Genomic DNA, 26,593 nt, shown 5'->3' with positions numbered 1-26,593 from the left:
TATTTAAAAAGAGAGTTACGCTAAAGGTTACACTATATAAGGATCGGATATATGACATTCACTGCAAAAATAAATGATGTTGATGTTCAAGCCATTGAAGGTTGGATGAAAACACAACCTGACACAGTTTCGGTAGCTGAGTTCGTCCCTGGACCTGGCATTCAACGCCTTGATTTAAAATTCGATATCATTGAGTTGCAAAAAGCACTTGATGAATGCTTAGCAATCGAAGCATTTCATGGTGACATGCAAGACGAAGGATTTGCAGCATTACCTTTGACACAACGCCCCGGACAAACGGAATGGACCAGCAATGATCTGTCTGGACGTTTTTGGACCCGTGCAGATGATCGCTATGTTGAAGAACCTCGGGAAGATTTAGTGCCAGAGGTAGATTTTTCAGAGTTCAATCCAAAATTCAAAGGCACGTATTTTGAGTATGTTCATGAAGAATTGACAAAACGCTTCCCAATCGGGCGCACGCGTGTCCTATCTAAGGGGCTGTATAACTGTAATTCTTGGCACCGTGACCCAGAACCACGCTTGCATATCCCTGTTATATCCAATCCAGGCTCCCTATTCGTCGTGAACCATCATGTAACGCATATGCCTGCGGATGGATCAGTCTATTTTACCGACACACGTGGGTATCACACAGCATTAAATGGTGGTGAGACACGCCGTATCCACGTTGTTGCTGCTTTAGCTTATGAGCAAATTACAAAATGAGTACTTATTCAGGTATGAACGCAACTTCGGGTGTTAATACAATCTGTGATTTTCGCAGTGATACGATTACACGCCCAGATGTGGCCATGCGAGAAGCGATGGCTTCTGCTGTTGTGGGGGATGATGTTTACGGTGACGATCCTACTGTAAATCATTTAGAGGAACGGTTGGCTGATATGCTTGGCAAAGAGGCCGCAGTATTCTTTCCAACAGGCACACAAAGCAATCTCGCAGCTATTATGGCGCATTGCGGGCGCGGTGATGAGATTATTGTTGGGAATGAATATCATACCTTTTGTGATGAAGCGGCTGGCGCATCGGTTTTGGCTGGTATCTCGCTTAACCCTGTTAAAACCGAAATGGGTGGAGAGGTTTCGCCAGACTCTATTGCAGCAGCGATTAAAGAAGATGATCCGCATTATGCGCGTAGCCGTTTGTTATGCTTAGAAAATACGGTTAGTGGTCGTGCTATTCCTATTCAGACGATAAATACGTCTGCAAAAGTTGCAAAGGATGCAGGGCTTTCTGTTCATCTTGACGGCGCGCGGTTTTTTAATGCTATTACCGCGTTAAAATGCAGTCCAAAGGAATTGGCTGATTGTGCTGACAGTATATCGCTTTGCATGTCAAAAGGATTGGGAACACCTGTCGGATCCGTATTGGTTGGCAGTCATGCATTAACTGCGCAAGCGCGGCGTAACCGTAAGATATTAGGCGGTTCTATGCGCCAATCTGGGATTTTGGCAGCAGCTGCACTTTATGCATTGGATCATAATATAGAAACTCTTGTACAGGATCATAATCGTGCTGAACGTTTGGCAAATGCATTAACCACACTTGATGTGGGGGCTGTAGTTCATAACAGTAATATGGTATTTTTCACCCCTGCCCCTGAGCATCATAAAACTTTATATGCACATATGGCAAAAACGGGTGTTGTTATTGGTGGGCAATCTCCTACGATAAGGATGGTTATGCATCGCGACATAAGTGATGACGCTTTAGATTTAGCAATACAGTCCTTTCAATCCTATTACGCGTAAACAATGATGGGGAAGTCATATGAAAGCCATTGATTTCATCCATGACACGACATTTGATATGTTGCCAAAGCACACCATTCACGAAGCAATACGCTGTCTTGTCGATACATTGGGTGTAGCCGTTGGTGGTTCACAAACGCAACTTTCTGTAATTATCCATAATCATGTTGCCAGACAATTTGGTGGTGATGATGCAACTTTGTGGCAAGATGGGCGGTGTGTAAGCGCTGCTGGTGCTGCATTGGCAAATGGGATGACGATTGATGCATTGGATGCTCATGACGGTCATAAATTGACCAAAGGGCATGTTGGATGCGGCGTAGTCCCTGGATTGATTGCTTTAATGCAGGCGGAGGGTATTTATGACCCGAAGGAATTATTAACCAGTATTGTTATTGGTTATGAGATTGGCACGCGCTCAGGTATTTCATTACATTCAAGTGCTTGTGATTATCATACTTCGGGTGCGTGGATTGCGTTGGCAACAGCAGCGCTTGGTTCACGTCAATTAGGGTTATCAAAAGATCAAACGCGAGAGGCATTAGGCATTGCCGAATATCACGGCCCACGCAGTCAAATGATGCGCTGTATCGATGCGCCAACTATGGTGAAAGATGGTTCTGGTTGGGGGGCTATGGCGGGTATTTCCGCGGCTTACCTTGCCAAGGATGGATTTACGGGTGCGCCTGCCATCACATTAGAGAGCCCTGATCTTGCGTCCTATTGGAATGATTTGGGACAAAACTGGTATGTCACACAGCAATACATCAAACTTTATCCCGTATGTCGCTGGGCGCAACCTGCTGTGGAAGCAGTTTTGGCTTTGGTTCAAAAACATTATCTAAGCATGGGGCAAGTTTCACATATAAAGGTTGAAACCTTTCACGAGGCAAAACGCCTGACGTCCATTCCAACGAACACAGAACAAGCACAATATTCATTGCCCTTCTCTGTTGCTGCTGCATTGGTCCGTGGAACGATTGGCATCAAAGAAGTCACGGATGATGGGCTTAATGATGCGCAAATAATGGATATGGCGAAACGTGTTGAGATTGTCGAAACGGATGCGTTTAATGCAGCATTTCCTGCCCAACGTTTTGCGCGTGCACATCTTTATTTAACTGATGGAAATATTTTGACTTCGGATGTGACCGAAGCACAAGGCGACCCTGAGAATAAGGTTTCTGATGATGTTATATGGGATAAATATCGACAACTGACATCACCCATTCTTGGCCAAGAACGTTCCAATCTAATTATTAGCACTATTCGTGGCATAGAGCAGCACAGTACTGTAGATGGATTGTTTAAACTTATTTCCGAACCAATCTAATGTTGTAGGATTTGACCTAAGAAGTTCTGTGTCCGTTTGCTTTGTGGATTATCAAAGAAATTAATAGGGTCGTTTTCCTCAATGATTTCCCCTTCATCCATAAAAATCACGCGATCTGCCACAGCTTTAGCAAAGCCCATTTCATGTGTCACACAGACCATTGTCATGCCATCTTTGGCAAGGCTGACCATTGTATCCAAGACTTCTGACACCATTTCAGGGTCCAGTGCGGATGTTGGCTCGTCAAACAGCATCACTTTCGGCTTCATGCACAATGACCGTGCAATCGCTACACGCTGTTGTTGACCACCAGATAGTTGTCCTGGGTATTTATCAGCCTGTTCTGGAATACGAACACGTTCCAAATACATCATCGCGGTTTTGCGCGCCTCTTCTTCAGAAATGCCACGCACCCACATCGGGCCCGCCATGAGGTTTTGTAGAATCGTAAGATGTGGAAACAGGTTGAAATGCTGGAACACCATTCCAACATCCATCCGCACTTTATCAACGTCTTTCATCTTGCTGTGCATATCGGTGCCATTCACACGAATAGTGCCCTCTTGATGTGCTTCCAGATAATTTAACGTGCGGATCATTGTGGATTTGCCTGACCCAGAAGGGCCGCAAACAACGATCTTATCGCCCTCGTTCACTGTAAAATTGATGTTTCGTAAAGCATGGTAAGTTCCGTACCACTTGTTCACGTTTGTCATTTCAATAATCGGTGTAGACATGGCGTTCTCCTAATGGCTTGCTGTACGGTAATGGCGTTCAATACGGCTTTGCACCAGTTCCAGACAAACAGTCAGAACCCAGTAAATCAAAGCTGCAGTGATTAACATTTCCATATGACGGAAGTCTTTGTTGCCCAATGTCCGCGCTAGGAACATAAGTTCCCAAACACCGATAACAGATACCAAAGAGCTGTCTTTCAACATTGCAATGAATTGGTTGCCTGTTGGCGGGATGATTAGTGGCATGGCTTGTGGTAAAATGATGCGACGCATAGTTAGGCCAAACCCAAAGCCCATTGAACGGGATGCTTCCCATTGGCCTTTGTTAATGGATTGAATGCCTGCACGAAAAATCTCGGTCATATAGGCGCCGTAACAAAGTGTAAGCGCCATAACGCCCGCTGGAACAGCATCAATCACATAACCAAGCTGTGGCAAGCCAAGATAGATTAGATACACTTGCATTAGGAGTGGCAGACCGCGAAAGAATGAGGTGTAGAAACTAGCAATCGCAAAAGCAAAACCATTGGATGATAACTTTGCAATCGCCCCAACGATAGCAAGAACTGATGCAAGTATGATTGAGATCGCTGAAATATAAAGGGTTGTGAAAACACCCTGCGTGATCATGAACCATATTTTAGACTGGATGAATTGGTAATTCAGGCCAAAACTATAGAAGAAAGTTAAGAATAAGAGGAGCAATTCAAACCAAACGATCAGAATTTGTATGCGAAACGGTAGAAACCCGATCAACACAATGTTTATGACCACAATTATTGCCATAACAAGGCCAATGGATGCATTGCCAAAGAAACCAGATTCTTTTGGCTCGCCTATCACTGGCCGCATGAATTCGCCAAATATAGTGTCGTTCAAACCAAATAACGTGAATAGTACCGTCGCCACCATAACCATTATCAAAATGATCTTTGGCTTATGTACCGCTGGATCACCAACAACTGTATCAGCAAATAGCATTTATCTTCTCCCCATAGAAAAGCCCGGCCCAATAAATTGAGCCAGGCCTATGTATTTATAAAATGGATATAATCTTACTCAATTGCAGTTGTGTAATCGATACCATACCATTTTTCAGAAAGCGTTTTTAATGTCCCATCAGCTCTCATTTCTTGAACGATACCAGCAAGTTTATCGTTGAACTCTGTATCGCCCTTATCAATAGCAAGTGACAATGGTTCGTAGAATACTGGATCACCTAATACACGTAGAGGATAATTGTTTTCGATTCCTGCAAGGATAGCAGGCAATGATCCAACCATACCATCAATACGTACACCATCACCTAGACGAAGGTCGTCCATAGCAGCGGTACCATCTTTGTATGATTTAATTGCGCCAGGTGTAATCTTATAGTCAAATGCTGGTGTGCCTTCTGCATCGATCGTTAAGTCTTTGCGTAGATATAGGTCAAATGTAGATGCAGTAGATGCACCAACGTTTTTACCATCTAGATCAGATACGCTTTGTGCAGCACTGTCTTTGTGAACCGCAACTGATGCAGGTGTGTAGTAGTATACTTCTGGGAAGCTTAGAACTTCTGCCCGTGATTTTGTTGGTGTCATTGATCCTACAGACAGATCCCAACGACCATTCCAATTACCAGCAGTGATAATATCCCATGACGGTGTAACGAATTCGACTTCAACACCCAAACGTTTTGCTACTTCGCGGGCAACATCGACGTCGAAGCCATCCATTTTATTTTCGTCATTTAGAAACGATTGCGGTGCCCAGTTAGCGTCTGTTGCAACTTTCAGTGTGCCTGATGACATCACGCGATCCATTGCTTCACCGGCAAAGGATACGCTTGCAGATAGCGCAAGTGCTACACCCGTTGCGAATGTAAAGATACGTCGGTTAAGTTTCATAATTTTCTCCCTATTTGAAACTGTTTTATTATTATTTTTATAATCAGTTCTATGAATTTAAGTGTTTATCATTTTGCCACTAAGCAGAAGTTAAACATAGAACGACCCTATTCATCCAATAACCCTAGCGAGTTATAATCACATGTAAAGCTAGCAAACTCTTCACGCAGCGTCAGCTTAGGCATAGATTTATTGTTATACAACTGTATATTTACCTTTTGTGGAACAACAATTATGGCAACAGATTGGGCATTTTACTTTTGGGTAAAAGAAAGCCATGCAAAAAGAACGACAGTTTTCGCAAATTCAGCTGAAATAAAATATAAGATAATGGTAGGCCCGGCAGGACTCGAACCTGCGACCAAAGCGTTATGAGCGCTCTGCTCTAACCAACTGAGCTACAGGCCCGCCTTAAATGTGGGAATACTGTGCGTAATCGATGTGGTCAAGCAATAGTCTCAGTCTTTTTTATAGAATGCAAAAGATGGACATCATTGTTAGTTTTGAACTCATCAATGAGAGCATCAATTAACAACTGCGAGCGACGGTTTAACGAATGTCTATGAGGGTAGACAACATGAATTGGTTTGGGAGCAATTTTATATTTCGGAAAAACCTCTTCCAATCGACCATCTTTTAAATGCTCGCGCACTAATGCCCTAGGCATACGTGCATATCCAACACTATTTGCGAGAGCCGATAAAACAACATTTACTGTATTTGCAGTAAATCCGATGCGTACTGGCATTTCAATTTCGATATTATCTTTGATAACAGGCAGGTATCCATTGCTGCGCCCAACGCTGTATTCAATAAAGTCTAGTTTAGACATATCATCCCATATGTGCGGTCGCCCATGCGTATCTAAATAAGCAGGGTTTGCGACCAAGATTGTATCGATCATCGCAATTTTACGGACAATCCCATCTGTATTACCCAGATTACCTGTACGAATGGCCAGATCATAGTTTTCGCGAACGACATCAACCAAACGATCCTCAACGCGCATAACAATATTTAAATCTGGTGTTGTATGCCGCAAATTATAAACAACGTCTGCAACACCAAGTTCTGCCATAACTAAACTTGTTGAAAGTGTTAATGTGCCAGAGGTAGAATTACCAAGTATATCTAATTCAGCCAAAAGCTCATGTTGCGCCTCTTGCATCTGGGTTGCATATTTGCAAACGACTTGGCCTGCTTTTGTCGGTCGGACACCTGCTTTGCTGCGTTCTAGCAGCTTTTGGCCATAGTATTCTTCTAATGTTGCTATTTGCTGGCTGATAGCTGGTTGAGATATACCCGTTCTTCTTGCTCCAGCACTTAAAGAACCCTCATCAATTACAATCAGATAATTTGATAAAAAACCAAGATGATCCATTATTTATCCATAAGATTACCTTATGGTAAATATAAGATTATCCAAGCTATGTAAAGGTAAACTAATGATATATTTATGAATTATACAAATTGAAAAATTTAGATATAGGAGATTCTTATGGAATCCACACGAAGAACATTTTTGACTTTAACTGCCGCTGGATTGGCTGCCCCTGCCCTTATAAATGCGAAGCCAAGTCTTGCTAAAGCGCAAAAAAAAGGCAAACAAATCACAGGTGTTTACACGCACCAAGTTGGCAATTTTGAAGTTACAGCCCTTTTGGATGGTGCATTGTTGTTATCCCCTGATTGGGTTGTAGGATACGATGAGGCAAAAGCTGCAGATGCCTTTGCAAACCAACATTTACCAGCTCAACCGTCTGGACACGCCATTCCTGTGAATGGATATTTGGTTAACACGGGTGAGAAGTTAATCGCAATTGATTGTGGTACTACGGATGATTTCACACCAACAACAGGAAATTATCATAAATCACTGGCCCAAGCTGGCGTTACACCTGATCAAATTGACCATATCATTACAACACATCTGCACGTTGATCATATTGGCGGTTTAATTGATGCACATGGTGCTGCCATATTCCCAAATGCAGATGTGATTACAAATCAAACCGAATGGGACTTTTGGCATGATGATACGATTTTGGCACAAGCAGATGATGCATTTAAAGGATTTATCAATATTGCACGTACACGCACTGCACCCTATTCAGATCGCATTACACTTGCAAAAACTGATGCAGAGATTGTTAACGGTATAGAACTTGTATCTTTACCAGGGCATACACCAGGCCACATCGGGGTACATCTGCGCTCTGAAGGTGAAGAATTGTTGATCTGGGGAGATATAATCCACGCACCCAAACTTCAGTTTGAAAACCCAGATTGGGCATTGGCTTTTGATGTTGACCAAAACACAGCCAAAGCAACACGTGCGCGATTACTGGATAGAGTAGCAACAGATAAAGTTATGGTCACAGGTATGCATATGGATTTCCCAGGCTTTGGGCATGTAGTGCGCAAAGGGGATCAATACCAATTTGAAGCCGCTGCATGGGATTATAATATATAATAACTTAGAGAGCGGGCATTCCCCGCTCTTTTCTTGCCTATTCTTAATTTATCCAATGTTAAAATAGCTTGGCTATTTTCATTTTAGAAAGCTTGAGGTAAAGGAAACCAAACGCAGTTTGGGGACACTTATGAGCGATTCAAAAAACTCTATTACCTACGCCGATGCAGGTGTTGATATCGATGCTGGCAATGAACTTGTTGAGCGTATTAAACCCGCTGCAAAATCCACAAAACGCCCTGGTGTTATGGATGGCTTAGGTGGCTTTGGTGCCATGTTTGATCTGAAAGCTGCGGGGTTCAACGATCCTGTTCTTGTGTCTGCGACTGATGGTGTTGGTACGAAACTACGAATTGCCATTGATACAGGCAAATTAGACACGGTTGGTATCGATTTGGTAGCTATGTGTGTGAACGACCTTATTTGCCAAGGTGCCGTTCCCCTCTTTTTCTTGGATTACTTTGCAACTGGTAAGCTGGAAATTGATAAAGCCACAGATGTGATCAATGGTATCGCAGAAGGCTGTCGCCAAGCGAACACAGCTTTGGTTGGTGGTGAAACTGCTGAAATGCCAGGTATGTACGAAGGCGAAGATTTTGACCTTGCTGGTTTTGCTGTGGGTGCAATGGAACGTGGCGCAATGTTGCCAACAGGTGTTGCTGATGGTGATGTATTAATTGGTTTGCCTTCAACTGGCATTCACTCAAACGGTTATTCATTGGTGCGTAAGATCGTTGAAATGGCAGGATTGGATTGGAATGATCCGTCACCATTCAGTGATGGCCCTGCGGCTGATGCTTTGCTTGAACCAACAAAAATCTATGTGCGCCCTGCTGTGGCTGCACTGGAAACAGGTAATCTAAAAGCTTTGGCACATATTACAGGCGGTGGTTTGACGGAAAATCTACCACGTGCTTTGCCTGATGGTTTAGGTGCGGAGATTGATCTAAATGCTTGGGATCGTTTGCCAATTTTTGATTGGCTAATCAAACAAGCAGGTCTTGAACAAGCTGAAGCTTTGAAAACTTTCAACTGTGGTATTGGCATGATTGCGATTGCATCAGAAGAAAATGCAGCTGAAATCGAAGCAGCATTGGCAAGCCAAGACATCACACCTGTACGCATCGGTAAAGTCGTTGCGGGCGAAGGTGTCTCCTACACAGGCTCTCTATAATGACAAAACGCGTCGCCATTCTAATTTCTGGCGGCGGCTCTAACATGGTTTCGCTTGTTGAAGCCATGAAAGCAGATGATTTTAACGCAGAACCTGTATTGGTATTGGCAAATAATGCGGATGCAGGCGGCTTGGCAAAGGCTAATGGGTTTGGTGTATCGACGGCGGTTGTAGATCATCGTCCATTCAGCGGTGATCGTGAAGCTTTTGAGGTGGAGTTAAACAAGGTATTGGATGCACATCAGCCAGATGTGATTTGTTTGGCTGGCTTTATGCGTATCCTGACTGAGAGCTTTATCAATCGCTGGGCTGGTAAGATGTTAAATATCCACCCTTCTCTTTTGCCTAAATACAAAGGTTTAAACACACATCAACGCGCTTTAGATGCTGGTGATAAGGTTGCGGGATGTTCAGTACATATCGTAACACCTGAATTGGATGCGGGACCCGTTGTCGGACAAATCGAAGTGCCTATTTTAGAGAGCGATACGGCTGATACATTGGCCGCCCGCGTGATTAAAGAAGAGCATAAGCTTTATCCATCTGCACTAAAGGCTTTTGTATCAGTATGACCGCGAAACCATCCAGCATCCGAAATCTCGGCCCTGCTTCGGATGAATTTTATGGTCGCGCAGGTATTACATCCGCGGAGCAATTGCGCGATTTAGGTCCAGATGAAGCATATTTCCTTGCTTTACAAGCTGGCGGCAAGCCGCATTTCATTGGCTATTATGCTATGGTTATGGGGATGCAAGGTCGCCCATGGAATGATTGCCAAGGATCAGAGAAGAAAGACCTGCAAAAACGCTTTGATACTATCAAAGCAAGGCTTTCACCAAAAGATAAGGGCCGCTCCAAACTGGAAACGGCCCTGAATGAATTAGGTGTTATTAAGAAAGTTTAGCCTACTTGTTCTAGGGTCTCGGGCAATTTCTTTGAGATTACCCTGCCACCTGAATTGGTTTATCCAACCAATTCTAAACCAGAGAAGAAGAATGCGATTTCTTCTGCTGCTGTTTCAGGAGCGTCTGAACCGTGTACTGAGTTTTCGCCAATTGAAAGTGCGAACTCTTTACGAATTGTGCCAGCTGCTGCTTCTTCTGGGTTTGTAGCACCCATGATTTCACGGTTACGTGCGATTGCATTTTCACCTTCTAGAACTTGAACAACGATTGGTTCAGAGATCATGAATTCACATAGTTCACCAAAGAATGGACGCTCAGAGTGAACACCGTAAAATGTTTGCGCTTGTGAAAGTGTTAGCTGGATGCGTTTTTGTGCAACAACGCGCAAACCACCCTCTTCGAATTTTGCTACGATTTGACCAACAAGGTTACGTTTTGTTGCGTCTGGTTTCACGATTGAAAATGTGCGTTCTAGAGCCATGTCTATGTTCCTTTAACAGGGGATGAATTTCTGCGCCGCAGTAACATGGAAAAACGCACTTGAAAAGCATTCAATTATCAGCCTCAACGACCATGCAATTTTTACATTGCAGATATGCTGAAATCACACTTCTTAAATCATAAATTCAAGATTAAATGGGAATCACAGATAACCAATGGAGTTTGTCATGAAAGATAAGATGTTTATCGTTGTTGCAGGTTTGGCTGCAGTTGTTGCGGTGGTCACTGTTGCAAATGGCGATACCTTAATTACCGAAAAACCAAACAGTGCAGTTGAAAAACCAGCATCTGTTTCCCCATTCACATCATAAATAAATGAAGTGAGCCATCATGAACAGATGGTTCACTTCAATCTAAATCTTTCGTTTGATTAAGATCAGCTTGACCCGCTCTAGAGGCTCTGCCATCTGAGCATCATGATACGTATCGATGACATTTCCTATTCTATCCAAGGTCGCCAGCTGCTTGCTGGGGCTTCTGCAACCATTCCATCTGGCCACAAAGTGGGCATTGTTGGCCGCAACGGAACAGGTAAAACCACCCTCTTCCACCTTACAACTGGTAAATTACTTCTAGATGGCGGAGCTATTACAACCGCAAAAGGTTTACGTGTGGGTGGTGTCAGCCAAGAAGTGCCCTCAAACGATGTAAGTTTGTTAGATACAGTTCTGGCGGCCGATATTGAACGTGCGGCATTATTCAAAGAAGCCGAAACGGCAGAAGACCCTGAACGCATTGGGGAAATCTATGAACGTTTAGATGCAATTGATGCTTATTCTGGCGAAGCGCGCGCGTCTAGTATTCTGCATGGCCTTGGATTTGATCGCGAAGCGCAATTACGGGCATGCTCCGAGTTTTCAGGCGGTTGGCGCATGCGTGTAGCACTTGCTGGCGTGTTATTTTGGCAGCCAGAAATCCTGATGCTCGATGAGCCAACCAACTATTTGGATCTTGAAGGTACAATTTGGTTGGAGAACTATTTGGCTAAATATCCACATACAGTACTGGTTATTTCTCATGACCGCACTTTGTTAAATAAGTCAGTTAACTCAATTTTGCATCTGCATGATAAGAAATTGACACTATACCAAGGCAATTACGATACATTTGATTCCGTTCGTCGCGCAAAATTGGCAGAACAGGCCTCTATGGCAAAGAAACAAGAAGCAGCACGCGACCACCTACAATCCTTTGTCGATCGTTTCCGTGCAAAAGCTTCTAAAGCAAAACAAGCCCAGTCTCGTTTAAAAATGCTTGAAAAAATGGAACCTATAGCATCATCTGTTGAGAATGCAGTTGCATCCTTTAACTTTCCAGAACCAACAGAGCTATCCCCACCAATCTTACGTTTGGATGGTGTCGATGTTGGTTATGACGACACACCAATTTTACGAAACTTAAACCTGCGTATAGATCAATCTGATCGCATTGCTTTGCTTGGGGCAAATGGTCAAGGTAAATCTACACTTTCCAAACTGTTAGCAGACAAACTTCAACCAATGGAAGGTAAGCTTGTTCGCTCGTCAAAACTAAAGATTGGTTACTTTGCTCAACACCAAGTGGATGAATTACATCTGGATGAAACGCCATTACAACACATCCAACGCGAACGACCACAAGAAGGGCAAGCACGCCTGCGTGCACGCCTTGCATCAGGTGGTATGGGTGTTGAACAGGTAGATACGTTAGTCGGGAAGCTTTCTGGTGGTCAAAAAGCACGCCTATCTCTACTATTAGCCACATTAGAAGCTCCTCACCTTGTTATCCTCGACGAGCCGACAAACCACTTGGACATTGAAAGCCGTGAAGCCTTGGCTATGGCATTGGCTGGCTACCAAGGCGCTGTTGTCTTGGTAAGTCACGATCCACATTTGATTAACACTATCGCAGACCAATTATGGCTGGTTAAAGATGGCACGGTAAATCGATTTGATGAGGATATGGAGGCTTATAAAGCACTTCTTTTATCTGAACGTGGCGCTGGTGGTGCTGCATCCGAGCAAAAGAAGAAAAAGGAAAAAGGTCCAAAAGTGAAGCGTTTGTCCAATTCAGAGCGCAAAAAGCTGACGACGCCATTAAAAGAAGAAGTGACGAAATGCGAAGAACGCATTGAAAAGTTAGAAAAAATGAAAGTTGTAATTGCTGAACGTATGGCTGATCCAAATTTCTACGCTCCAGAAAATGCTGCCAAGGTTGAAGAATTAACCAAAAAACACGGAGAAATCTTGCAAGCAATGGAAAAAGCTGAGAACCTTTGGGAAACAGCCGTTGAAGCTTTGGAAGTTGCCCGAAAGAAATGATTGAGTTCTACATTACAGCCTTTGTTACGCTTTTTTTAGTCATTGACCCGATTGGGCTGTTACCGATGTTTATTTCGTTAACAGTTGGGCATGTAGCAAAGCGCACAAGTATCGCTATTCGGGCCTGCTTAATTGCAATTGTTATTCTTGCAATATTTGGACTTGTTGGTGAAAAGTTACTTGATTTTATAGGCATAGGATTACCAGCTTTCCGTATTTCTGGCGGTTTGTTGTTATTCCTTATCGCCGTCGAAATGCTGTTTAATAAACGTGGACAACGTCGTGAAGAACAATCCGAAGAAGCGGATCAAAGTGATGATCCTTCTGTTTTCCCGCTTGCAACTCCATTAATAGCGGGCCCTGGCGCAATGGCTGCCATGATCCTTTTGGCAAGTGATATGCAAAACTCTCCAAGAGCGGTGGCTGTTGTCATGGCGGCCATGATCAGTGTTGTTGCCTTGGTTGGGCTTGGTTTTCTGATGGGCAATATTTTGGAGCGCTTGTTGGGTAAAACAGGTATCAACGTTATCACTCGCCTAATGGGCATGCTTTTGGCAGCTTTATCCGTACAATTCGTAGTAGATGGAATGCATGGTTTGGGTGTTTTATAATGACAGTAGACGATAAAGCTCACCTATTTTATATGCTAATTTTATTAGTAATGGTTGGCGGGTGGTTCCTGTATGATCGTCGCGAAACTCTCAGTCAATCTATACAGCAAGCCTTGATATGGGGCTTAATTTTTGTTGGTGTAATTATCGCATATGGTTTTAAAGACGTATTTCAATCGCAGGTATTTCCATCTGCGGCTGTTCAAAATGGCGAAGGCAGTATCACATTATCCCGCGCAAATGATGGGCATTTCTATGCAACGTTGGCTGTTAATGGCCAGGATATAAAGTTTGTTGTTGATACAGGGGCTACATCAATTGTCCTAAGCAAAGACGATGCACAAGATATTGGTATTGATGTCATGAACCTTAATTTTCTTGGTCAAGCATATACAGCAAACGGTGTGGTTGATACCGCATCGGTTAAGTTGAATCACATCACATTGGGAGATATCACGTTTTATGATATGCACGCGTCTGTGAATGGTGGCGAATTATTTGAATCCTTGCTTGGTATGGATTACATTAACCAGTTTTCAGAATTTAAAATCAGCGGGAATACTTTGACGTTAACGCGTTAAGTATTCTTTTCGGCTTTCATCTGCCAACGGCCCGTCTCTTGGCTCCAGTATTTTGCTGCAATTCCAGCATCTGTGAGAGTTTTCCAATCTGCCCGCGCATCTTGGACATGACCATCCTCGTTGCCATTAAAAATCAAACTGACGCGTTCATATTGAGCAACTTCTTGTGGTGTTGTCTTTGCACCGTAAACCAACATCAAAGCTTGCGCTTTATTTGTATTCTCACCGCTATCAGATAATAACACGGGTTGATCCGCATCATGTGGACCGCCACTAACACCATGTGGCAAAAATTGTGGAGAGTTACCGCCCCACAATTGTGTATCAATCCAGTTTAAGCGCCCCTTATCTCCAGACTTCACCAGAACACGCCACTTATTTTGAAGAGTGCGCTCCAGTAATTGTGGTAAGGTTTGTTCAAGCAACGAACTGGTTAAATGATAAAAAAAGACTTCAGCCATTATTCCGCTTCGTGATTATCCGCAATGTAACGGTCCAATGCCCGCACGCCCCAACCCGTCGCACCTTTTGGCGCAAAGTCAGTTTCTGTTTTCACGGAGGCTACGCCTGCTATGTCCAAATGAATCCACGGCATGTCTTCTTTGATAAAGCGCTGCAGAAATTGTGCCGCTGTAATAGAACCAGCCGCGCGGCCGCCAACGTTCTTGATGTCTGCAATGCGTGATTTGATTAACTTATCATAAGCATCTCCAAGTGGCATGCGCCATGCGCCTTCGCGTTCGATATTCGCTGCATTCAAGAACTTACGGGATAATTCATCGTTGTTAGAGAATACGCCTGCATTTTCATGCCCCAAACCAATGATAATTGCGCCCGTTAAAGTGGCCAAATCAATTACACCTGTTGGCTTATACGTTTCTTGTGCATACCAAAGAACATCAGCCAATACCAAGCGACCTTCGGCATCTGTATTGATAACCTCAATCGTGTCACCTTTCATAGATTTCACAACATCCCCAGGACGTTGTGCATTGGCGTCAGGCATGTTTTCGACAAGGCCAACCAAACCCACAACATTGGCTTTGGCTTTACGCATTGCCAATGTTTTCATCACACCAGCCACAACACCAGCGCCGCCCATATCCATGGTCATATCTTCCATGCCGCCAGCTGGTTTTAAAGAGATGCCACCCGTGTCAAAAACGACACCTTTACCGACAAGCGCGAATGGTTGCTCATCACCACCGCCATTCCATTCCATGATGACAATCTTAGATGGGCTTTCAGAGCCTTGACCTACGCCCAAAAGCGAATGCATGCCCAATTTTTCCATATCCGCCTCTTCCAAAGTTTTCACTTTAAGGCCATGAGCTTCTAAATCGTGCAAACGTTTTGCAAATTCTTTCGTTGTCAGGATATTAGCAGGTTCATTGACTAAATCCCGCGTGAAAAATACACCTTCAGCAATAGCACCTTTATCTGCATAATCTGTTTCCGCTTCTGCAGCATCATTGGCCATAACTGTCAATTGCCCTGCGCCTATTGCATCAGATGTTTTATGATCATGGAATTCATATTGGCGAAGCGTGAAAGCAAATGCGATCTCAGATGCACGCTTTCCCGTTCCAGTCAGTAGCAATACGTCATCGCCTGCAGCTATTTTTGCCAGACTTGCACCAGCTGCACGCGCATCATCAATTGTCACACGCTTTGGCATTTTAATAACAATAACAGCGCTTGCAGCCATACCATTTGGCATAGACATAACATGACAACCTGCATTTGGCATATCATCAAAGGTTTTACTTTCAGATAAACGTATTAAGCTACGTTTCATCAGTTTATTCACACGGCGCGCTGGCAAGCCAATTTGCCCAGTTGGTGACATAAAGACAGCAACTTTACCATCAAAGTCAGAGATACTATCCAGATCAGTTTCAACAAATTTCGGGGTCATTGGGGCATTCATAGCGGGCTCCTGTAATTGCTTTTTCTTGATTTCCTCAAGACCTAACGTGATTCAGAGCAATTGACCACTATGGACTGTTGTTAAGGAATAAAATCCTGTAAAGAATCTGAGAGTTTATTAGTTTGGGTTAGGGCCATTACCGCGTGAAACTTATTGATCGGTATATTGTAAAGCAGCTCATTGGGCCGTTTTTATTCTTTTTACTGATTTTTGCAGGTATTTTATGGTTAAACCAAGCCTTAAAAATTGTTGATGTTGTGATTGAAAACGGCCAACCTGGTATGGTCTTTATTGAGCTAAGTTCCTATCTACTGCCACGCGTTATCGAAAGTGTTTTTCCTGTTGCTGCATTCGCTGCGGCTGTTTTTCTAACGAACCGGTTATACTCAGAATCAGAATATGCTGCATTAACGGCTGCTGGGCAAACACCGCTACAATTTTCACGCCCTTTCATTATTTTTGGTATGATTTGTTTTTTGTCGGTATCAGCCTTAGCTCACTATATAACACCTATTAGTAATAGCGCTTTCCAAACTCGTCAGTATGAAATTCGACAAGAATTTCTATCGCAATTGGTAAAAGAAGGCTCGTTTATCTCTCCTAAAAAAGGTGTAACGTTTTACTTCGGTAAAGTCCAAGAAGATGGCTTGCTTAAAGATATCTTAATTCGGGAAACATCAAAGGATGGCAATCAAACAATACATTCGGCTCCATCTGGACGGATTGTTGATAATGATACCAATGCTAAATTGGTTTTAATTAACGGTGCCTTGCAACGCTATGATCCAGAAAACCGGCTTTTAAATGTTGTGCAATTTGATAGCTTATCCTATGATTTGACCCAATTCGCAAAGAACTTAGGTCCGAGGAAAAAAAGTGCCGCAGAAACCATAACAACACAACTTCCTTGGTGGATTGCTTCTGCACCTGCGGCAGAGCAAAGCAGTGCTATCGAGGCGCAATCGCGACTAGTAAAAGCGTTATTTTCTCTAATTATGCCTTTGTTAGGTGCAGCTGTTTTGTTTTCAGGTAATTTTAGTCGCGCCGGTTTTTTCTATCGCATTACATTCGCCATTCTACTTCTATTTAGCTTAAATACATTGCGTGGAGCTGCAGAAAGTTTTGTGAATAAAACGCCCTCTCTTTCTTTTACATTATATTCTCCATTAGCCCTGTCCTGTTTTATAACAACGCTTCTGATAGTATTGACGATAAAAGGATGGAATGGCTTTACTTTGGCTGATATCTTTAAGAAATGGCGGACATTGAAATGACGCTTTATTGGTATTTTACAAAAAAATTCGCCAGCGCATTTATCCGTGTATTCTTGATAATTGGGCTTCTCATTTTCTTTGTCGATACAATGGAAAACATCCGTGCATTGTCATCTTCTGGCATTACATTTCCAAAAGCATTAGCGTTAGCAAGCACACGTTCACCATCTTTCATACGCGAAGCGATGCCAATTATAGTTATGTTGGCAGGTTTAACTTTTTGCGTAGGTTTAGCGCGTTCTAATGAATTCATCGTATCACGTGCCGCAGGTGTTTCGGCCCTCAAAGGATTAACCTTTCCAATGAGCACGGCATTTTTAATTGGATTGGTTTCAATCTTATTTCTGAATCCTTTAGTTGCTACTTTTTCGACGCATTACGATACACTAAAAGACAAATATTTAGGGCGAGAGCCTAAAGCAATTGTAGTGAATGATGATGGGTTTTGGCTTAGACAAAAAAATGAAACTGGTCACATCGTAATTACAGCAAGTCAGGCCAACCAAAATGGCACCAGCCTTCGTGACGTTACAATGATCGAGTTTAATGAGGATAAAAATGTTGTTAAACGTATCGCAGCAGCAACTGCGACACTTTCAAAAGACGAGTGGGTTTTGATCCGTACAAAAGTTTGGGATTTATCAAATACAACAGGTAACCCAGAAGCGAGTTCGCGACTAGAATCTGTCATCAGGGTTCCTACAACAATCACCAGCGATCAGATTTTGGAAGGGTATCAAAAACCTGAAACCGTCGTCATTTGGGATTTACCAAAATTTGTACGGTCAATGGATGCAGCTGGGTTTTCAACCTTACAACATCGTGTACATTTACAAATGGAATTGGCACGCCCTATCCTTTTTGCAGCCATGTTAATTATCGGTGCCGTGTTTACTTTGCAAAACGCACGACTGGGTAATTTAGGTGTTTCTGTATTAATGGCTCTTTTATGCGGGTTTTCTCTACATTTTCTGCAAAATCTTGCTAGAACACTAGGAGAGGCTGGAGAGATTCCCATATTCTTTGCAGCATGGGCGCCACCGATCGCGGCTTTTTTGGCAGCAATCGCACTATTTTTGCACTTAGAGGACGGATAACAGCAATGACCTTGAAAAGATTATCAAGCGCCTTGCTGGTTGCATTATTATTAAACTCCACATCTACAGCTGCCTTGGCCCAAGCAAATAATCCAGTGGGATTGCTAGCCGATTCTGTTGATTATAACGCCCGAGCAAAAGTACTAAGCGCTACAGGTAACGTACGTATTGTTTCTGAAGGACAAGTATTATCAGCAAAAACTGTTTTGTTTAACGAAGCAACGGGGCGGCTTACGATCCCAGGTGGTTTTACAATCACAAATCCTGACGGCAGTATATTAACGGGTACTGATGCAGATCTATCGGCAGATTTAGCCAATAATATCATCAAGGGTGCACGTATATTAATTGCCGACCAATTTCAGTTGGCCGCAGACCAAGCTCAATACAAAGATAATCGCTTTAAAGTTTTAGACCGAGTGGTCGCTAGTACATGTTATATTTGTAAATCAAACCCTATTCCATTCTGGCAGATACGGTCGAACCGCGTTATCCATGACGAGTTAGAAAAACAGCTTTATTTTGAACATGCAAAGTTGGAATTTCTTGGGGTACCGGTACTTTATGCACCAAACTTACGTTTACCTGATCCCACAGTAGATCGCGCATCAGGTCTTTTAGTCCCGTCTTTCTTTACATCTGATCTTTTGCAATTCGGTGGGAAAATTCCATATTTCTTCGCCATTGATGATCATTCAGATGCAACAGTTACAGCATTCTTCGCTACAGTTGGCAGCTTCGTGACCGAAGTTGAATATCGCCGAGAAACACGAAACGGAAGCTATACATTGGACGGTTCAATTTTGCTGGTTGATGGTCTTGATAACAACCCATTTAGATCATCGTTAAAAGGCGAAGGGCGTTTTCGTTTACCCAACAATTTTGATTGGGGCTTTAACATTGATGTTGCTTCAGATCGAACATACCGCGCACAATATGGCTTTGAAGACGAAGATTCAGTTACAGCCCAAGATAGATTGGTGTCTGAGCTATACTTAGAACGTAATACAACCAACAGTTTTTTTAATGTTAGTACAGCAAGTATCCAAAGTTTACGCACAAATGAAATCGACGCTCAAATCCCATTGGTTCTACCAGAAGTCTATTGGCGTAATATCCGCGAAACGCCCTTTATTGGCGGAAAGCTTGCACTTGAGGCAAATTCAACAACTCTGTTCAGATCAGGCGGTAATCGCTTTACGCGTATTGGTGGTGGATTAGATTGGCAGCGCGAATGGAGTCTGAAAAACGGTATTCTATTTGGCGCGCGCGGTGAGGTTGATGCAGAATATTATTCATTGAACAATTTCACAGGATTTACAGATGATTCAATATCTCGCGTAACCCCCACTCTTTCTGCCGAAATTCGTCTACCACTGTCAAAAGCAACAGCATCAGCAGTTCATGTAATTGAACCAATAGCCCAGATTGTTTGGAATGAGGATTTTCAAACTGCTGCGCCAAATGAAGATAGCGTTCAGGTTGAATTTGAAGAAACAAATTTATTCTCTACAAACCGATTTCCTGGCTTTGACCAACAAGAACTTGGCTTACGTGCAAATGTAGGCGTAAATTATACGCGCTATGATCCAACGGGTTGGAATATTAGCAGCACAGTTGGACGCATTTTTCGCGAACAAGATCTCGGGCAATTTTCAAATGCAACTGGGCTTTCTGGGCAAAATTCCGATTGGGTTGGTGCAGTATCACTGAGTTTCCCAAATAAAATCACGTTAACAAATCGTACACTTTTTAGCAGCGAGTTCGAGATATCAAAAAATGAAACCGATCTTAGCTATATATATAAAGACCTTGAAACAAGCATTAATTATCTTCAACTTGAAGAGGATGTCGTTGCGGGTGCCAGCGATAGACGACGAGAAGCAACATTAAAATTAGATTACACTCCAAATGACAATTGGACATATTTAGCTGAATGGCGTCACGACTTCGTGACAGATAGCGCAATTGAAGGTGAATTTGGTGTCGTGTATGAAAATGAATGTGTGAAAGTAGACCTTTCACTCTCGCTTCAATACGCTGCCTCTGGTACAATAACACCAACAAAAGAATTGGGTTTAACCGTCTCATTGGTTGGCATAGGGAATAAAGCGCGGGCGAAACGTCGCCGTCACAGTTGCGCTCTATAAAGAATACAGGTGATAGAATGAAAAAAACGTCTTTTTTAATTTGTGGAATGTTAGCAGGCTTTGCCTTCACATCTCCAACCCTTGCAGGCATCTATTCCCCTATATTACAGGTCAATGAAAGCGTTGTAACGCAGTTTGAGTTAAATCAGCGCATTGCAATGCTGCGTGCTTTTGGCTCTCAGATTGATGTTCCTGAGCAAGCGAGGACTCAGCTGATAGAAGATCGCTTACGTATGCAAGCTGCAAAAGATGCAGGCATCACAACTAATGAAGAAGATGTTTTAGCTGGTATGGATGAATTCGCTGCGCGTGGGAACTTTACTGCAGAACAGTTATTACAATATTTGCGTCAACGTGGCGTTGAACGCGAGACATTTGCATCATTCGTGCGTGCTGGCATAGCTTGGCGAAATGTAATTGGGTCTCGCTTTGCATCCAAAGTAAACATAGCGGATGAAGAGATTGATGCACGCTTAGGTGACACAGCAATCGATTTCCCAAAAACCGTTAATGTTGCAGAGATTATTCTGCCGTTTGCAGAACGTGGAGATGGCCCAACACGTGCTTTGGCAGACCGTTTGTCAGAAACCATAAAGAATGAACAAGATTTTACTGCTGCCGCACGTAAACATTCTAAATCCCCTACTGCAAGTAATGGTGGCAATGTTGGCTGGGTTCCACTTGGAAATTTACCACCGCAAGTCGCCGCGCGCATCTCTCAGTTGCAGCCTGGTCAAATGACTGCTCCCGTTAGTATTGGTAGCGCAATTGCTCTGTACCAACTCCGTGGAATACGTGAAGCAAAATCAGCAAGTGAACAAGTATTAGCCGTAAGTTACATGCAGGTTGCGATACCAAAAAATAAAGGTGCACAATCTGGTCAAATTGCAGAAGCAACGAAACTTATAAACGCAGGCGATACTTGTCTTGATATGCAATCAAACGCAGCAGGTTTTGGCGAAGGCGCAATCACTAGCTATACATTTACGGCACCAGAAATTCCTGCACGCATTGGCGCAGAGTTGGCACGTTTGGACAAAAACGAAGCAACTTATTTCATTACAGAAACTGGAAACGTGAATGTTTTAATGCTTTGTAACCGCGCCAAAGATATTCCAGAAGGAGCGCGCGAAAATATTCGCAATGCATTGTTTAGCCAGCGTGTTGGCAGCTTTGGCGATGGATATCTGCAAGAATTACGCAGTGATGCTACGATTATAGAAAGATGAAACAACCCGTTGCCTTAACATCTGGTGATCCCAGTGGTATTGGCTTGGAAATTACTGGGCTAGCTTGGAAGGTGCTGAAAGATAAAGCACCTTTCTTTTTGATTGCAGATCATAACCATGTACAGGCAGTAACAAATATACCAACGACAATTATAGATACACCAGCAGATGCAATAAACGTCTGCCCCTCATCTTTGCCAGTTTTACACATCCCTTTTGCCGAACCCCCAAATCTGGGAAAAGAACAACCAGGGAATGCCCATGCGGTTATTAAGTCAATCGAAATGGCTGTTGGTTTCACAAAATCTGGCCAAGCTGCTGCCGTATGTACAAACCCCATAAACAAAAAAGTCTTAAAAGATGGCGCAGCATTTCCTTATCCTGGGCATACAGAATTCCTTGCACACTTAGGAAACGTTCCAACATCAGTAATGATGTTAACTGCTCCAGAATTACGTGCAGTTCCAGTGACTATTCATATTGCGCTTTCTGAGGTTCCTAACGCCCTGACTGACAGGCTAATTGCAGATACTATTCGAATTACCGAATATGCATTAAAACGTGATTTTGGGCTCGCCAAACCAAGAATTGCAGTGGCAGGTTTAAACCCACATGCAGGTGAAGGTGGTACAATGGGGACTGAAGAAATGGACCGTATCACACCACTTTTAGAAGAGTTACGTCAAGAGGACATCATACTCATTGGACCATTGCCAGCGGACACAATGTTTCATCCACAAGCTCGCGAAAAATATGATACAGCCGTGTGTATGTATCATGATCAAGCTTTGATACCATTGAAGACATTGAACTTTTCTGCAGGCGTAAACACAACACTTGGGCTGCCATTCATACGCACCTCCCCTGATCATGGCACTGCTTTCGATATTGCAGGCAAAGGTACTGCAGATGCAACAAGCCTGATTGAAGCTATTATACAAGCTCATCAAATGGCGCAGAATAGAGCGAATTATGACAACATCAGCTGATGGATTGCCCCCCTTACGTGATGTAATCTCGACACATGAATTGCGTGCGCAAAAATCACTAGGACAAAACTTCCTTTTGGACTTAAACCTGACAGGTAAGATCGCACGTCAGGCAGGCGATTTGTCGAATTGTGACGTTTTAGAAGTTGGTCCAGGCCCAGGTGGACTGACACGTGCCTTGCTTTATGAAGGTGCACGTCGTGTCGTTGCTATTGAACGTGATGAACGTTGTCTACCCGCGCTTGCAGAAATTTCAGAGCACTATGATGGACGTTTAAAAGTTATATCAGGTGATGCACTTGCAGTGAATCCGCATGAGCATTTTGAAGGTCCAATCAAAATCGTGGCCAACCTGCCCTATAATGTTGGTACTGAATTACTTGTGCGCTGGCTAACGCCAAAAGAATGGCCCCCGTTCTGGGACAGCTTAACTTTGATGTTCCAAAGAGAGGTTGCCCACCGCATTGTCGCTCAACCAGGCAGCAAAGCATATGGGCGCCTGTCGATCTTGTCACAATGGCGTTCTGATGCGAAAATCGTAATGGACTTACCTCCTCAGGCTTTTACACCTGCACCAAAGGTGTCTTCGGCTGTTGTTCACATTACGAAATGCGATCAACCGAAATTTAACTGCGATGCCAAAGTATTAGAACGCGTTGTTGCAACCGCGTTTAATCAAAGGCGTAAGATGTTACGTGCCAGTTTAAAATCCCTTGCACCAGATATTGAAGATCGGATCAATGCAGCAGGCATAAAACCCACAGAACGTGCAGAACAGCTTTCTGTCGAAGAGTTTTGTACTTTAAGTCAGATGTTTAGCTAAGTTATTCAGCAGCTGTGTCTGGTGCAGAATTTTTCGCAGGCGCTGCTTTTGGCTCAGCTTCTGGTTCAGCAAGTTTAATCTTTTTTTCAACTGGTTTTTTAGCTTTACTAGGCTTCTTTTTTGTTTCTGGTGTATCTACCAGATTGTTATCTGCCTGAGCCGGAAATACATCCCCAGCATTTCCTGCAACATCGGGTTGATCACCTTCACTTGCATCCACAGCAGCCTTTTGCTTTTGCTGATTTTGCTGTTTCTGTTGTTGTTGCTGGCGTTGTGCTTCTTGTGCTTCGCGGCGTTCATTCATTTCACGCTGTGCCTCAGTCAACAAACGTGAATAGTGTTCGGAGTGTTGAAGGAAATTTTCTGCATTCACACGATCACCTGACAACATCGCATCACTTGAAAGGCTTTGATATTTATCAATAATCTGTTGTGGTGTGCCGCGTACTTTACCTTCAGGGCCAGAAGAGTCGAAAACGCGATTCACAACATTTGCAGGATTACCGCGACGGTTGTTATTGTTATTTTTATTACGTGAGCGTGATTTGTTAGAAGATCTCATATGATCCGAATGCCTTTGTCGTATTTGAAATTTTTGCGCCTTTTGGCGATGTCCCGATTAAGCTTTTGGGGTTTCTATGGATGAGATTACATCAATCATCCAATGAACAAACTATATCTTAGAAAATCAACGATACAAGCCCTAATGGTATTTTATACGTCAAAACATGCGATTTAAGCTATTTTTGGCGCACAAAAATGAAGAACACGGTCTTTATTGGCTAAATCTTGGATACATCTTCCATTTTCAAAGCCTTTTGCCTTGAAAATATCCATTACAGCCGCTGCTTGATCCCAACCGATTTCTAAAAATATATGCCCGTTCCGTGACAAATACGTCTCCGCTTTACTCGCAATAATACGGTAAGCATCTAAACCATCCCCTTCTGGTGTCAAAGCCATACGAGGTTCCCAATCACGGACCTCTGGTTCAATCTCATCCATTGCTGTCGCTGTAATGTAAGGTGGGTTACTAACGATCAGGTCAAATTGACCATCAATATTTTGAAACCAATCGGACTGAACAAACTTTACACGGTCTTTTACGTCTAAAGCATTGGCATTATCATTTGCCACATCTAAAGCATCTTGTGATAAATCCACAGCCACACCAGTTGCTTCTGGTAACTCTGATAGTAATGTCAATAAAATACAGCCTGAACCTGTCCCTAAATCAAGGATAGTTTTAGGCGCATGTTCTTTCAATATTTCTTCTATCAAGGTTTCTGTATCTGGGCGTGGGTCAAGAACATCTGGGGTTACTATAAAACGTCTTCCCCAAAATTCGCGCACACCAATAATCTGAGAAACTGGTTGTCTCTGCAATCGCTGTGCGAGCATTTTTTTATATTGTTCGATTACGTCAGAACCAACACTATCAAGCATTTGGATAGACAACATACCACGTTCAATTCCAATTGCATGCGCTAATAAACTACGTGCATCTGTGCGGGCAGTGTCCCCAAGAACCGGCGTAAGTTGATCCAGTCCCCAAGATAACAATTCTTGGGCTGTTTGGGTCATGGGTTTAATTCTGATAGTTTATGTGCCTGATCATCGGCGATTAGTGCATCAATAATCTCATCTAAGTCACCCTGCATCACTTGATCTAACTTATAAAGCGTTAGATTAATGCGGTGATCTGTCATACGACCCTGTGGGAAGTTATATGTACGGATACGTTCTGAGCGATCACCAGACCCCACCTGCCCTTTACGGCTTGCAGCCCGTTCATCGTCCGCCTCTTGTCGTTTCAAATCATATAAACGCGTGCGCAACGTTTGCATCGCAATTTCACGGTTACGATGCTGCGATTTCTCAGCTGACACAACCATAATACCCGTTGGAATATGCACAATTCGCACTGCACTATCCGTTGTATTTACGTGCTGACCGCCAGAACCTGATGCACGCATTGTATCAATACGCAAATCCGTTGCAGGCAGATCAATATCTACCTCTTCTGCCTCTGGTAACACAGCAACTGTTGCAGCAGATGTATGCACGCGGCCGCCACTTTCTGTGGTTGGCACACGTTGAACACGGTGAACACCGCTTTCAAACTTCATTTTGGCAAAAACACCTGCGCCTTTAATGTTGGCAACAACTTCGCGGTACCCACCAAGTTCAGTTTCAGCCTCTTCAATCACTTCGATTTTCCAACCTGCCGACTCGCAATAGCGTTGGTACATTCTAAACAGATCACCTGCGAATAAAGCAGCCTCATCACCGCCTGTCCCTGCACGAATTTCAAGAACTGCAGAACGTTCATCAGCTTCATCTTTTGGTAAAAGTGACAGTTGCAATCCGTGTTCTGCATCTGGCAAAGCTGCTTTCAATTCTGGTAGTTCTTCTTCGGCGAGTTCCTTCATATCTGGGTCAGACATCATTTCTTCGGCTTCGGCAATATCGGCAACAAGGCGTTGATAGTCGTTAATTTTATCAACGACAGGCTTTAAATCCGAATATTCTTTGGACAAAGCAGCAAAATCATCAACGGCTGATCCATCTGCCATTTTAGCTTCAAGAAATTCAAAACGACTAGTAATTTGGATAAGTTTATCTTCTGGTATCATGCGCCTGACATTGCGGTTTGTAAGGCTCTGGTCAAGAGCAAGGATGACTTTTTCAACATTTTATGCTAATAAATGCTTATGAAGGGGCTTTTAACGATGATATTCACATGTGCTGCATCGATAGCACAAGGTGACGGCGCCAAAGTAAAATGGCCCGATTGCTACTGTACTGACAAAGATGGTTTA

Annotated in this window: 27 protein-coding genes and 1 tRNA gene; 17 read left to right on the top strand and 11 right to left on the bottom strand. The window is 43.2% G+C overall.

From position 1 onward, the window contains the following. Nucleotides 1-51 precede the first annotated feature (51 nt). Genes F9L33_RS03490 through F9L33_RS03480 form a run of 3 tightly spaced genes read left to right on the top strand, consistent with a single transcriptional unit; the run spans nucleotide 52 to nucleotide 3,105 of the window. Nucleotides 52-729 carry a hypothetical protein gene (locus tag F9L33_RS03490; RefSeq protein WP_152141337.1) on the top strand — a complete coding sequence of 226 codons (678 nt, stop codon included), beginning with the start codon at nucleotides 52-54 and terminating at the stop codon, nucleotides 727-729. Beyond that, nucleotides 726-1,772, top strand: coding sequence for a low-specificity L-threonine aldolase (gene ltaE / locus F9L33_RS03485; RefSeq protein ID WP_152141336.1), 1,047 nt, complete (start codon nucleotides 726-728; stop codon nucleotides 1,770-1,772). The genes F9L33_RS03490 and ltaE overlap by 4 nt, the downstream gene beginning before the upstream one ends. A 19-nt stretch (nucleotides 1,773-1,791) precedes the next feature. Further along, the gene (locus F9L33_RS03480; RefSeq protein WP_152141335.1) at nucleotides 1,792-3,105 is read left to right on the top strand and encodes an MmgE/PrpD family protein; all 1,314 of its coding nucleotides are present in this window, start codon (nucleotides 1,792-1,794) and stop codon (nucleotides 3,103-3,105) included. Here F9L33_RS03480 and F9L33_RS03475 read toward each other — a convergent pair. The 5 genes from F9L33_RS03475 to F9L33_RS03455 all read right to left on the bottom strand — a co-directional run bounded on the left by F9L33_RS03475 (nucleotide 3,102) and on the right by F9L33_RS03455 (nucleotide 7,115). Beyond that, the gene (locus F9L33_RS03475) at nucleotides 3,102-3,842 is read right to left on the bottom strand and encodes an amino acid ABC transporter ATP-binding protein (protein ID WP_193221959.1); all 741 of its coding nucleotides are present in this window, start codon (nucleotides 3,840-3,842) and stop codon (nucleotides 3,102-3,104) included. The two genes, F9L33_RS03480 and F9L33_RS03475, sit on opposite strands and share 4 nt — an antisense overlap. Before the next feature lie 9 nt (nucleotides 3,843-3,851). After that, a complete protein-coding gene (locus tag F9L33_RS03470; RefSeq protein WP_152141334.1) occupies nucleotides 3,852-4,823 on the bottom strand; it encodes an amino acid ABC transporter permease in 972 nt (323 codons plus the stop codon). A 74-nt stretch (nucleotides 4,824-4,897) separates the two neighbouring features. Further along, nucleotides 4,898-5,734 carry a transporter substrate-binding domain-containing protein gene (locus F9L33_RS03465; protein WP_152141333.1) on the bottom strand — a complete coding sequence of 279 codons (837 nt, stop codon included), beginning with the start codon at nucleotides 5,732-5,734 and terminating at the stop codon, nucleotides 4,898-4,900. 331 nt (nucleotides 5,735-6,065) lie between these two features. After that, nucleotides 6,066-6,142 (bottom strand) — tRNA-Ile (locus F9L33_RS03460). A gap of 37 nt (nucleotides 6,143-6,179) precedes the next feature. After that, nucleotides 6,180-7,115, bottom strand: coding sequence for a substrate binding domain-containing protein (locus tag F9L33_RS03455; RefSeq protein ID WP_152141332.1), 936 nt, complete (start codon nucleotides 7,113-7,115; stop codon nucleotides 6,180-6,182). Nucleotides 7,116-7,232: 117 nt separating this feature from the next. On the opposite strand from F9L33_RS03455, the gene F9L33_RS03450 reads away from it, so the two are divergent. The 4 genes from F9L33_RS03450 (at nucleotide 7,233) to F9L33_RS03435 (ending at nucleotide 10,285) form a co-directional block, all read left to right on the top strand. Further along, nucleotides 7,233-8,207, top strand: coding sequence for an MBL fold metallo-hydrolase (locus F9L33_RS03450; RefSeq protein ID WP_152141331.1), 975 nt, complete (start codon nucleotides 7,233-7,235; stop codon nucleotides 8,205-8,207). Between the two features lie 130 nt (nucleotides 8,208-8,337). Continuing rightward, the gene (purM, locus tag F9L33_RS03445; protein ID WP_193221958.1) at nucleotides 8,338-9,381 is read left to right on the top strand and encodes a phosphoribosylformylglycinamidine cyclo-ligase; all 1,044 of its coding nucleotides are present in this window, start codon (nucleotides 8,338-8,340) and stop codon (nucleotides 9,379-9,381) included. Next, nucleotides 9,381-9,953: a phosphoribosylglycinamide formyltransferase gene (gene purN / locus F9L33_RS03440; RefSeq protein ID WP_152141329.1), complete on the top strand. Its 573-nt coding sequence runs from the start codon at nucleotides 9,381-9,383 to the stop codon at nucleotides 9,951-9,953. The genes purM and purN overlap by 1 nt, the downstream gene beginning before the upstream one ends. Further along, nucleotides 9,950-10,285: a TfoX/Sxy family DNA transformation protein gene (locus F9L33_RS03435; RefSeq protein ID WP_152141328.1), complete on the top strand. Its 336-nt coding sequence runs from the start codon at nucleotides 9,950-9,952 to the stop codon at nucleotides 10,283-10,285. Before purN ends, F9L33_RS03435 begins: the two co-directional genes overlap by 4 nt. A 59-nt stretch (nucleotides 10,286-10,344) precedes the next feature. Here the strand turns inward: F9L33_RS03435 and ndk are convergent, their stop codons facing one another. Further along, nucleotides 10,345-10,767 carry a nucleoside-diphosphate kinase gene (gene ndk, locus F9L33_RS03430; protein ID WP_152141327.1) on the bottom strand — a complete coding sequence of 141 codons (423 nt, stop codon included), beginning with the start codon at nucleotides 10,765-10,767 and terminating at the stop codon, nucleotides 10,345-10,347. Nucleotides 10,768-10,954: 187 nt separating this feature from the next. On the opposite strand from ndk, the gene F9L33_RS15705 reads away from it, so the two are divergent. From F9L33_RS15705 to F9L33_RS03415, 4 genes are all read left to right on the top strand, one after another. Continuing rightward, a complete protein-coding gene (locus tag F9L33_RS15705; protein WP_193221957.1) occupies nucleotides 10,955-11,098 on the top strand; it encodes a hypothetical protein in 144 nt (47 codons plus the stop codon). Between the two features lie 105 nt (nucleotides 11,099-11,203). Beyond that, nucleotides 11,204-13,087, top strand: coding sequence for an ABC-F family ATP-binding cassette domain-containing protein (locus tag F9L33_RS03425; protein ID WP_152141326.1), 1,884 nt, complete (start codon nucleotides 11,204-11,206; stop codon nucleotides 13,085-13,087). Beyond that, complete coding sequence (locus tag F9L33_RS03420; RefSeq protein WP_152141325.1) at nucleotides 13,084-13,698, top strand: MarC family protein; 615 nt, start codon at nucleotides 13,084-13,086, stop codon at nucleotides 13,696-13,698. The genes F9L33_RS03425 and F9L33_RS03420 overlap by 4 nt, the downstream gene beginning before the upstream one ends. Then, a complete protein-coding gene (locus F9L33_RS03415; RefSeq protein WP_152141324.1) occupies nucleotides 13,698-14,279 on the top strand; it encodes a TIGR02281 family clan AA aspartic protease in 582 nt (193 codons plus the stop codon). The genes F9L33_RS03420 and F9L33_RS03415 overlap by 1 nt, the downstream gene beginning before the upstream one ends. Here the strand turns inward: F9L33_RS03415 and F9L33_RS03410 are convergent. Together F9L33_RS03410 and F9L33_RS03405 are read right to left on the bottom strand one after the other, a co-directional pair. Beyond that, on the bottom strand, nucleotides 14,276-14,740 hold the full coding sequence (locus F9L33_RS03410) for a DNA polymerase III subunit chi (RefSeq protein ID WP_152141323.1): 465 nt from the start codon (nucleotides 14,738-14,740) through the stop codon (nucleotides 14,276-14,278). The genes F9L33_RS03415 and F9L33_RS03410 overlap by 4 nt on opposite strands. Next, entirely contained in the window at nucleotides 14,740-16,209 is a 1,470-nt protein-coding gene (locus tag F9L33_RS03405; RefSeq protein WP_152141322.1) for a leucyl aminopeptidase, read from the bottom strand. Before F9L33_RS03405 ends, F9L33_RS03410 begins: the two co-directional genes overlap by 1 nt. A 143-nt stretch (nucleotides 16,210-16,352) precedes the next feature. Here F9L33_RS03405 and F9L33_RS03400 point away from each other — a divergent pair, with 143 nt between their 5' ends. Genes F9L33_RS03400 through rsmA form a run of 6 tightly spaced genes read left to right on the top strand, consistent with a single transcriptional unit; the run spans nucleotide 16,353 to nucleotide 23,771 of the window. After that, a complete protein-coding gene (locus F9L33_RS03400; RefSeq protein ID WP_152141321.1) occupies nucleotides 16,353-17,483 on the top strand; it encodes an LptF/LptG family permease in 1,131 nt (376 codons plus the stop codon). Next, the gene (gene lptG, locus F9L33_RS03395) at nucleotides 17,480-18,580 is read left to right on the top strand and encodes an LPS export ABC transporter permease LptG (protein ID WP_193221956.1); all 1,101 of its coding nucleotides are present in this window, start codon (nucleotides 17,480-17,482) and stop codon (nucleotides 18,578-18,580) included. The genes F9L33_RS03400 and lptG overlap by 4 nt, the downstream gene beginning before the upstream one ends. A 5-nt stretch (nucleotides 18,581-18,585) precedes the next feature. Further along, a complete protein-coding gene (locus F9L33_RS03390; RefSeq protein WP_193221955.1) occupies nucleotides 18,586-20,730 on the top strand; it encodes an LPS-assembly protein LptD in 2,145 nt (714 codons plus the stop codon). A 17-nt stretch (nucleotides 20,731-20,747) separates the two neighbouring features. Beyond that, nucleotides 20,748-21,959 (top strand): peptidylprolyl isomerase, encoded by a 1,212-nt coding sequence (locus F9L33_RS03385; protein ID WP_152141318.1) that lies wholly within the window; start codon nucleotides 20,748-20,750, stop codon nucleotides 21,957-21,959. Next, nucleotides 21,956-22,948, top strand: coding sequence for a 4-hydroxythreonine-4-phosphate dehydrogenase PdxA (gene pdxA, locus F9L33_RS03380; protein ID WP_152141317.1), 993 nt, complete (start codon nucleotides 21,956-21,958; stop codon nucleotides 22,946-22,948). The genes F9L33_RS03385 and pdxA overlap by 4 nt, the downstream gene beginning before the upstream one ends. Beyond that, a complete protein-coding gene (rsmA, locus tag F9L33_RS03375; RefSeq protein ID WP_152141316.1) occupies nucleotides 22,932-23,771 on the top strand; it encodes a 16S rRNA (adenine(1518)-N(6)/adenine(1519)-N(6))-dimethyltransferase RsmA in 840 nt (279 codons plus the stop codon). Before pdxA ends, rsmA begins: the two co-directional genes overlap by 17 nt. Nucleotide 23,772: 1 nt before the next feature. Here rsmA and F9L33_RS03370 read toward each other — a convergent pair whose 3' ends face one another. The 3 genes from F9L33_RS03370 to prfA form a co-directional block, all read right to left on the bottom strand. After that, the gene (locus F9L33_RS03370) at nucleotides 23,773-24,333 is read right to left on the bottom strand and encodes a DUF4167 domain-containing protein (RefSeq protein ID WP_152141315.1); all 561 of its coding nucleotides are present in this window, start codon (nucleotides 24,331-24,333) and stop codon (nucleotides 23,773-23,775) included. 173 nt (nucleotides 24,334-24,506) lie between these two features. After that, on the bottom strand, nucleotides 24,507-25,355 hold the full coding sequence (prmC, locus tag F9L33_RS03365; protein WP_152141314.1) for a peptide chain release factor N(5)-glutamine methyltransferase: 849 nt from the start codon (nucleotides 25,353-25,355) through the stop codon (nucleotides 24,507-24,509). After that, nucleotides 25,352-26,407 carry a peptide chain release factor 1 gene (gene prfA, locus F9L33_RS03360; protein ID WP_152141313.1) on the bottom strand — a complete coding sequence of 352 codons (1,056 nt, stop codon included), beginning with the start codon at nucleotides 26,405-26,407 and terminating at the stop codon, nucleotides 25,352-25,354. The genes prmC and prfA overlap by 4 nt, the downstream gene beginning before the upstream one ends. Nucleotides 26,408-26,593 lie beyond the last annotated feature (186 nt).

This window comes from Amylibacter sp. SFDW26, assembly GCF_009184395.1.
Taxonomy (GTDB): Bacteria; Pseudomonadota; Alphaproteobacteria; order Rhodobacterales; family Rhodobacteraceae; genus Amylibacter.
Note: the sequence above shows the minus strand (reverse complement) of the source record. Positions and strands in the feature narration are given on the sequence as shown.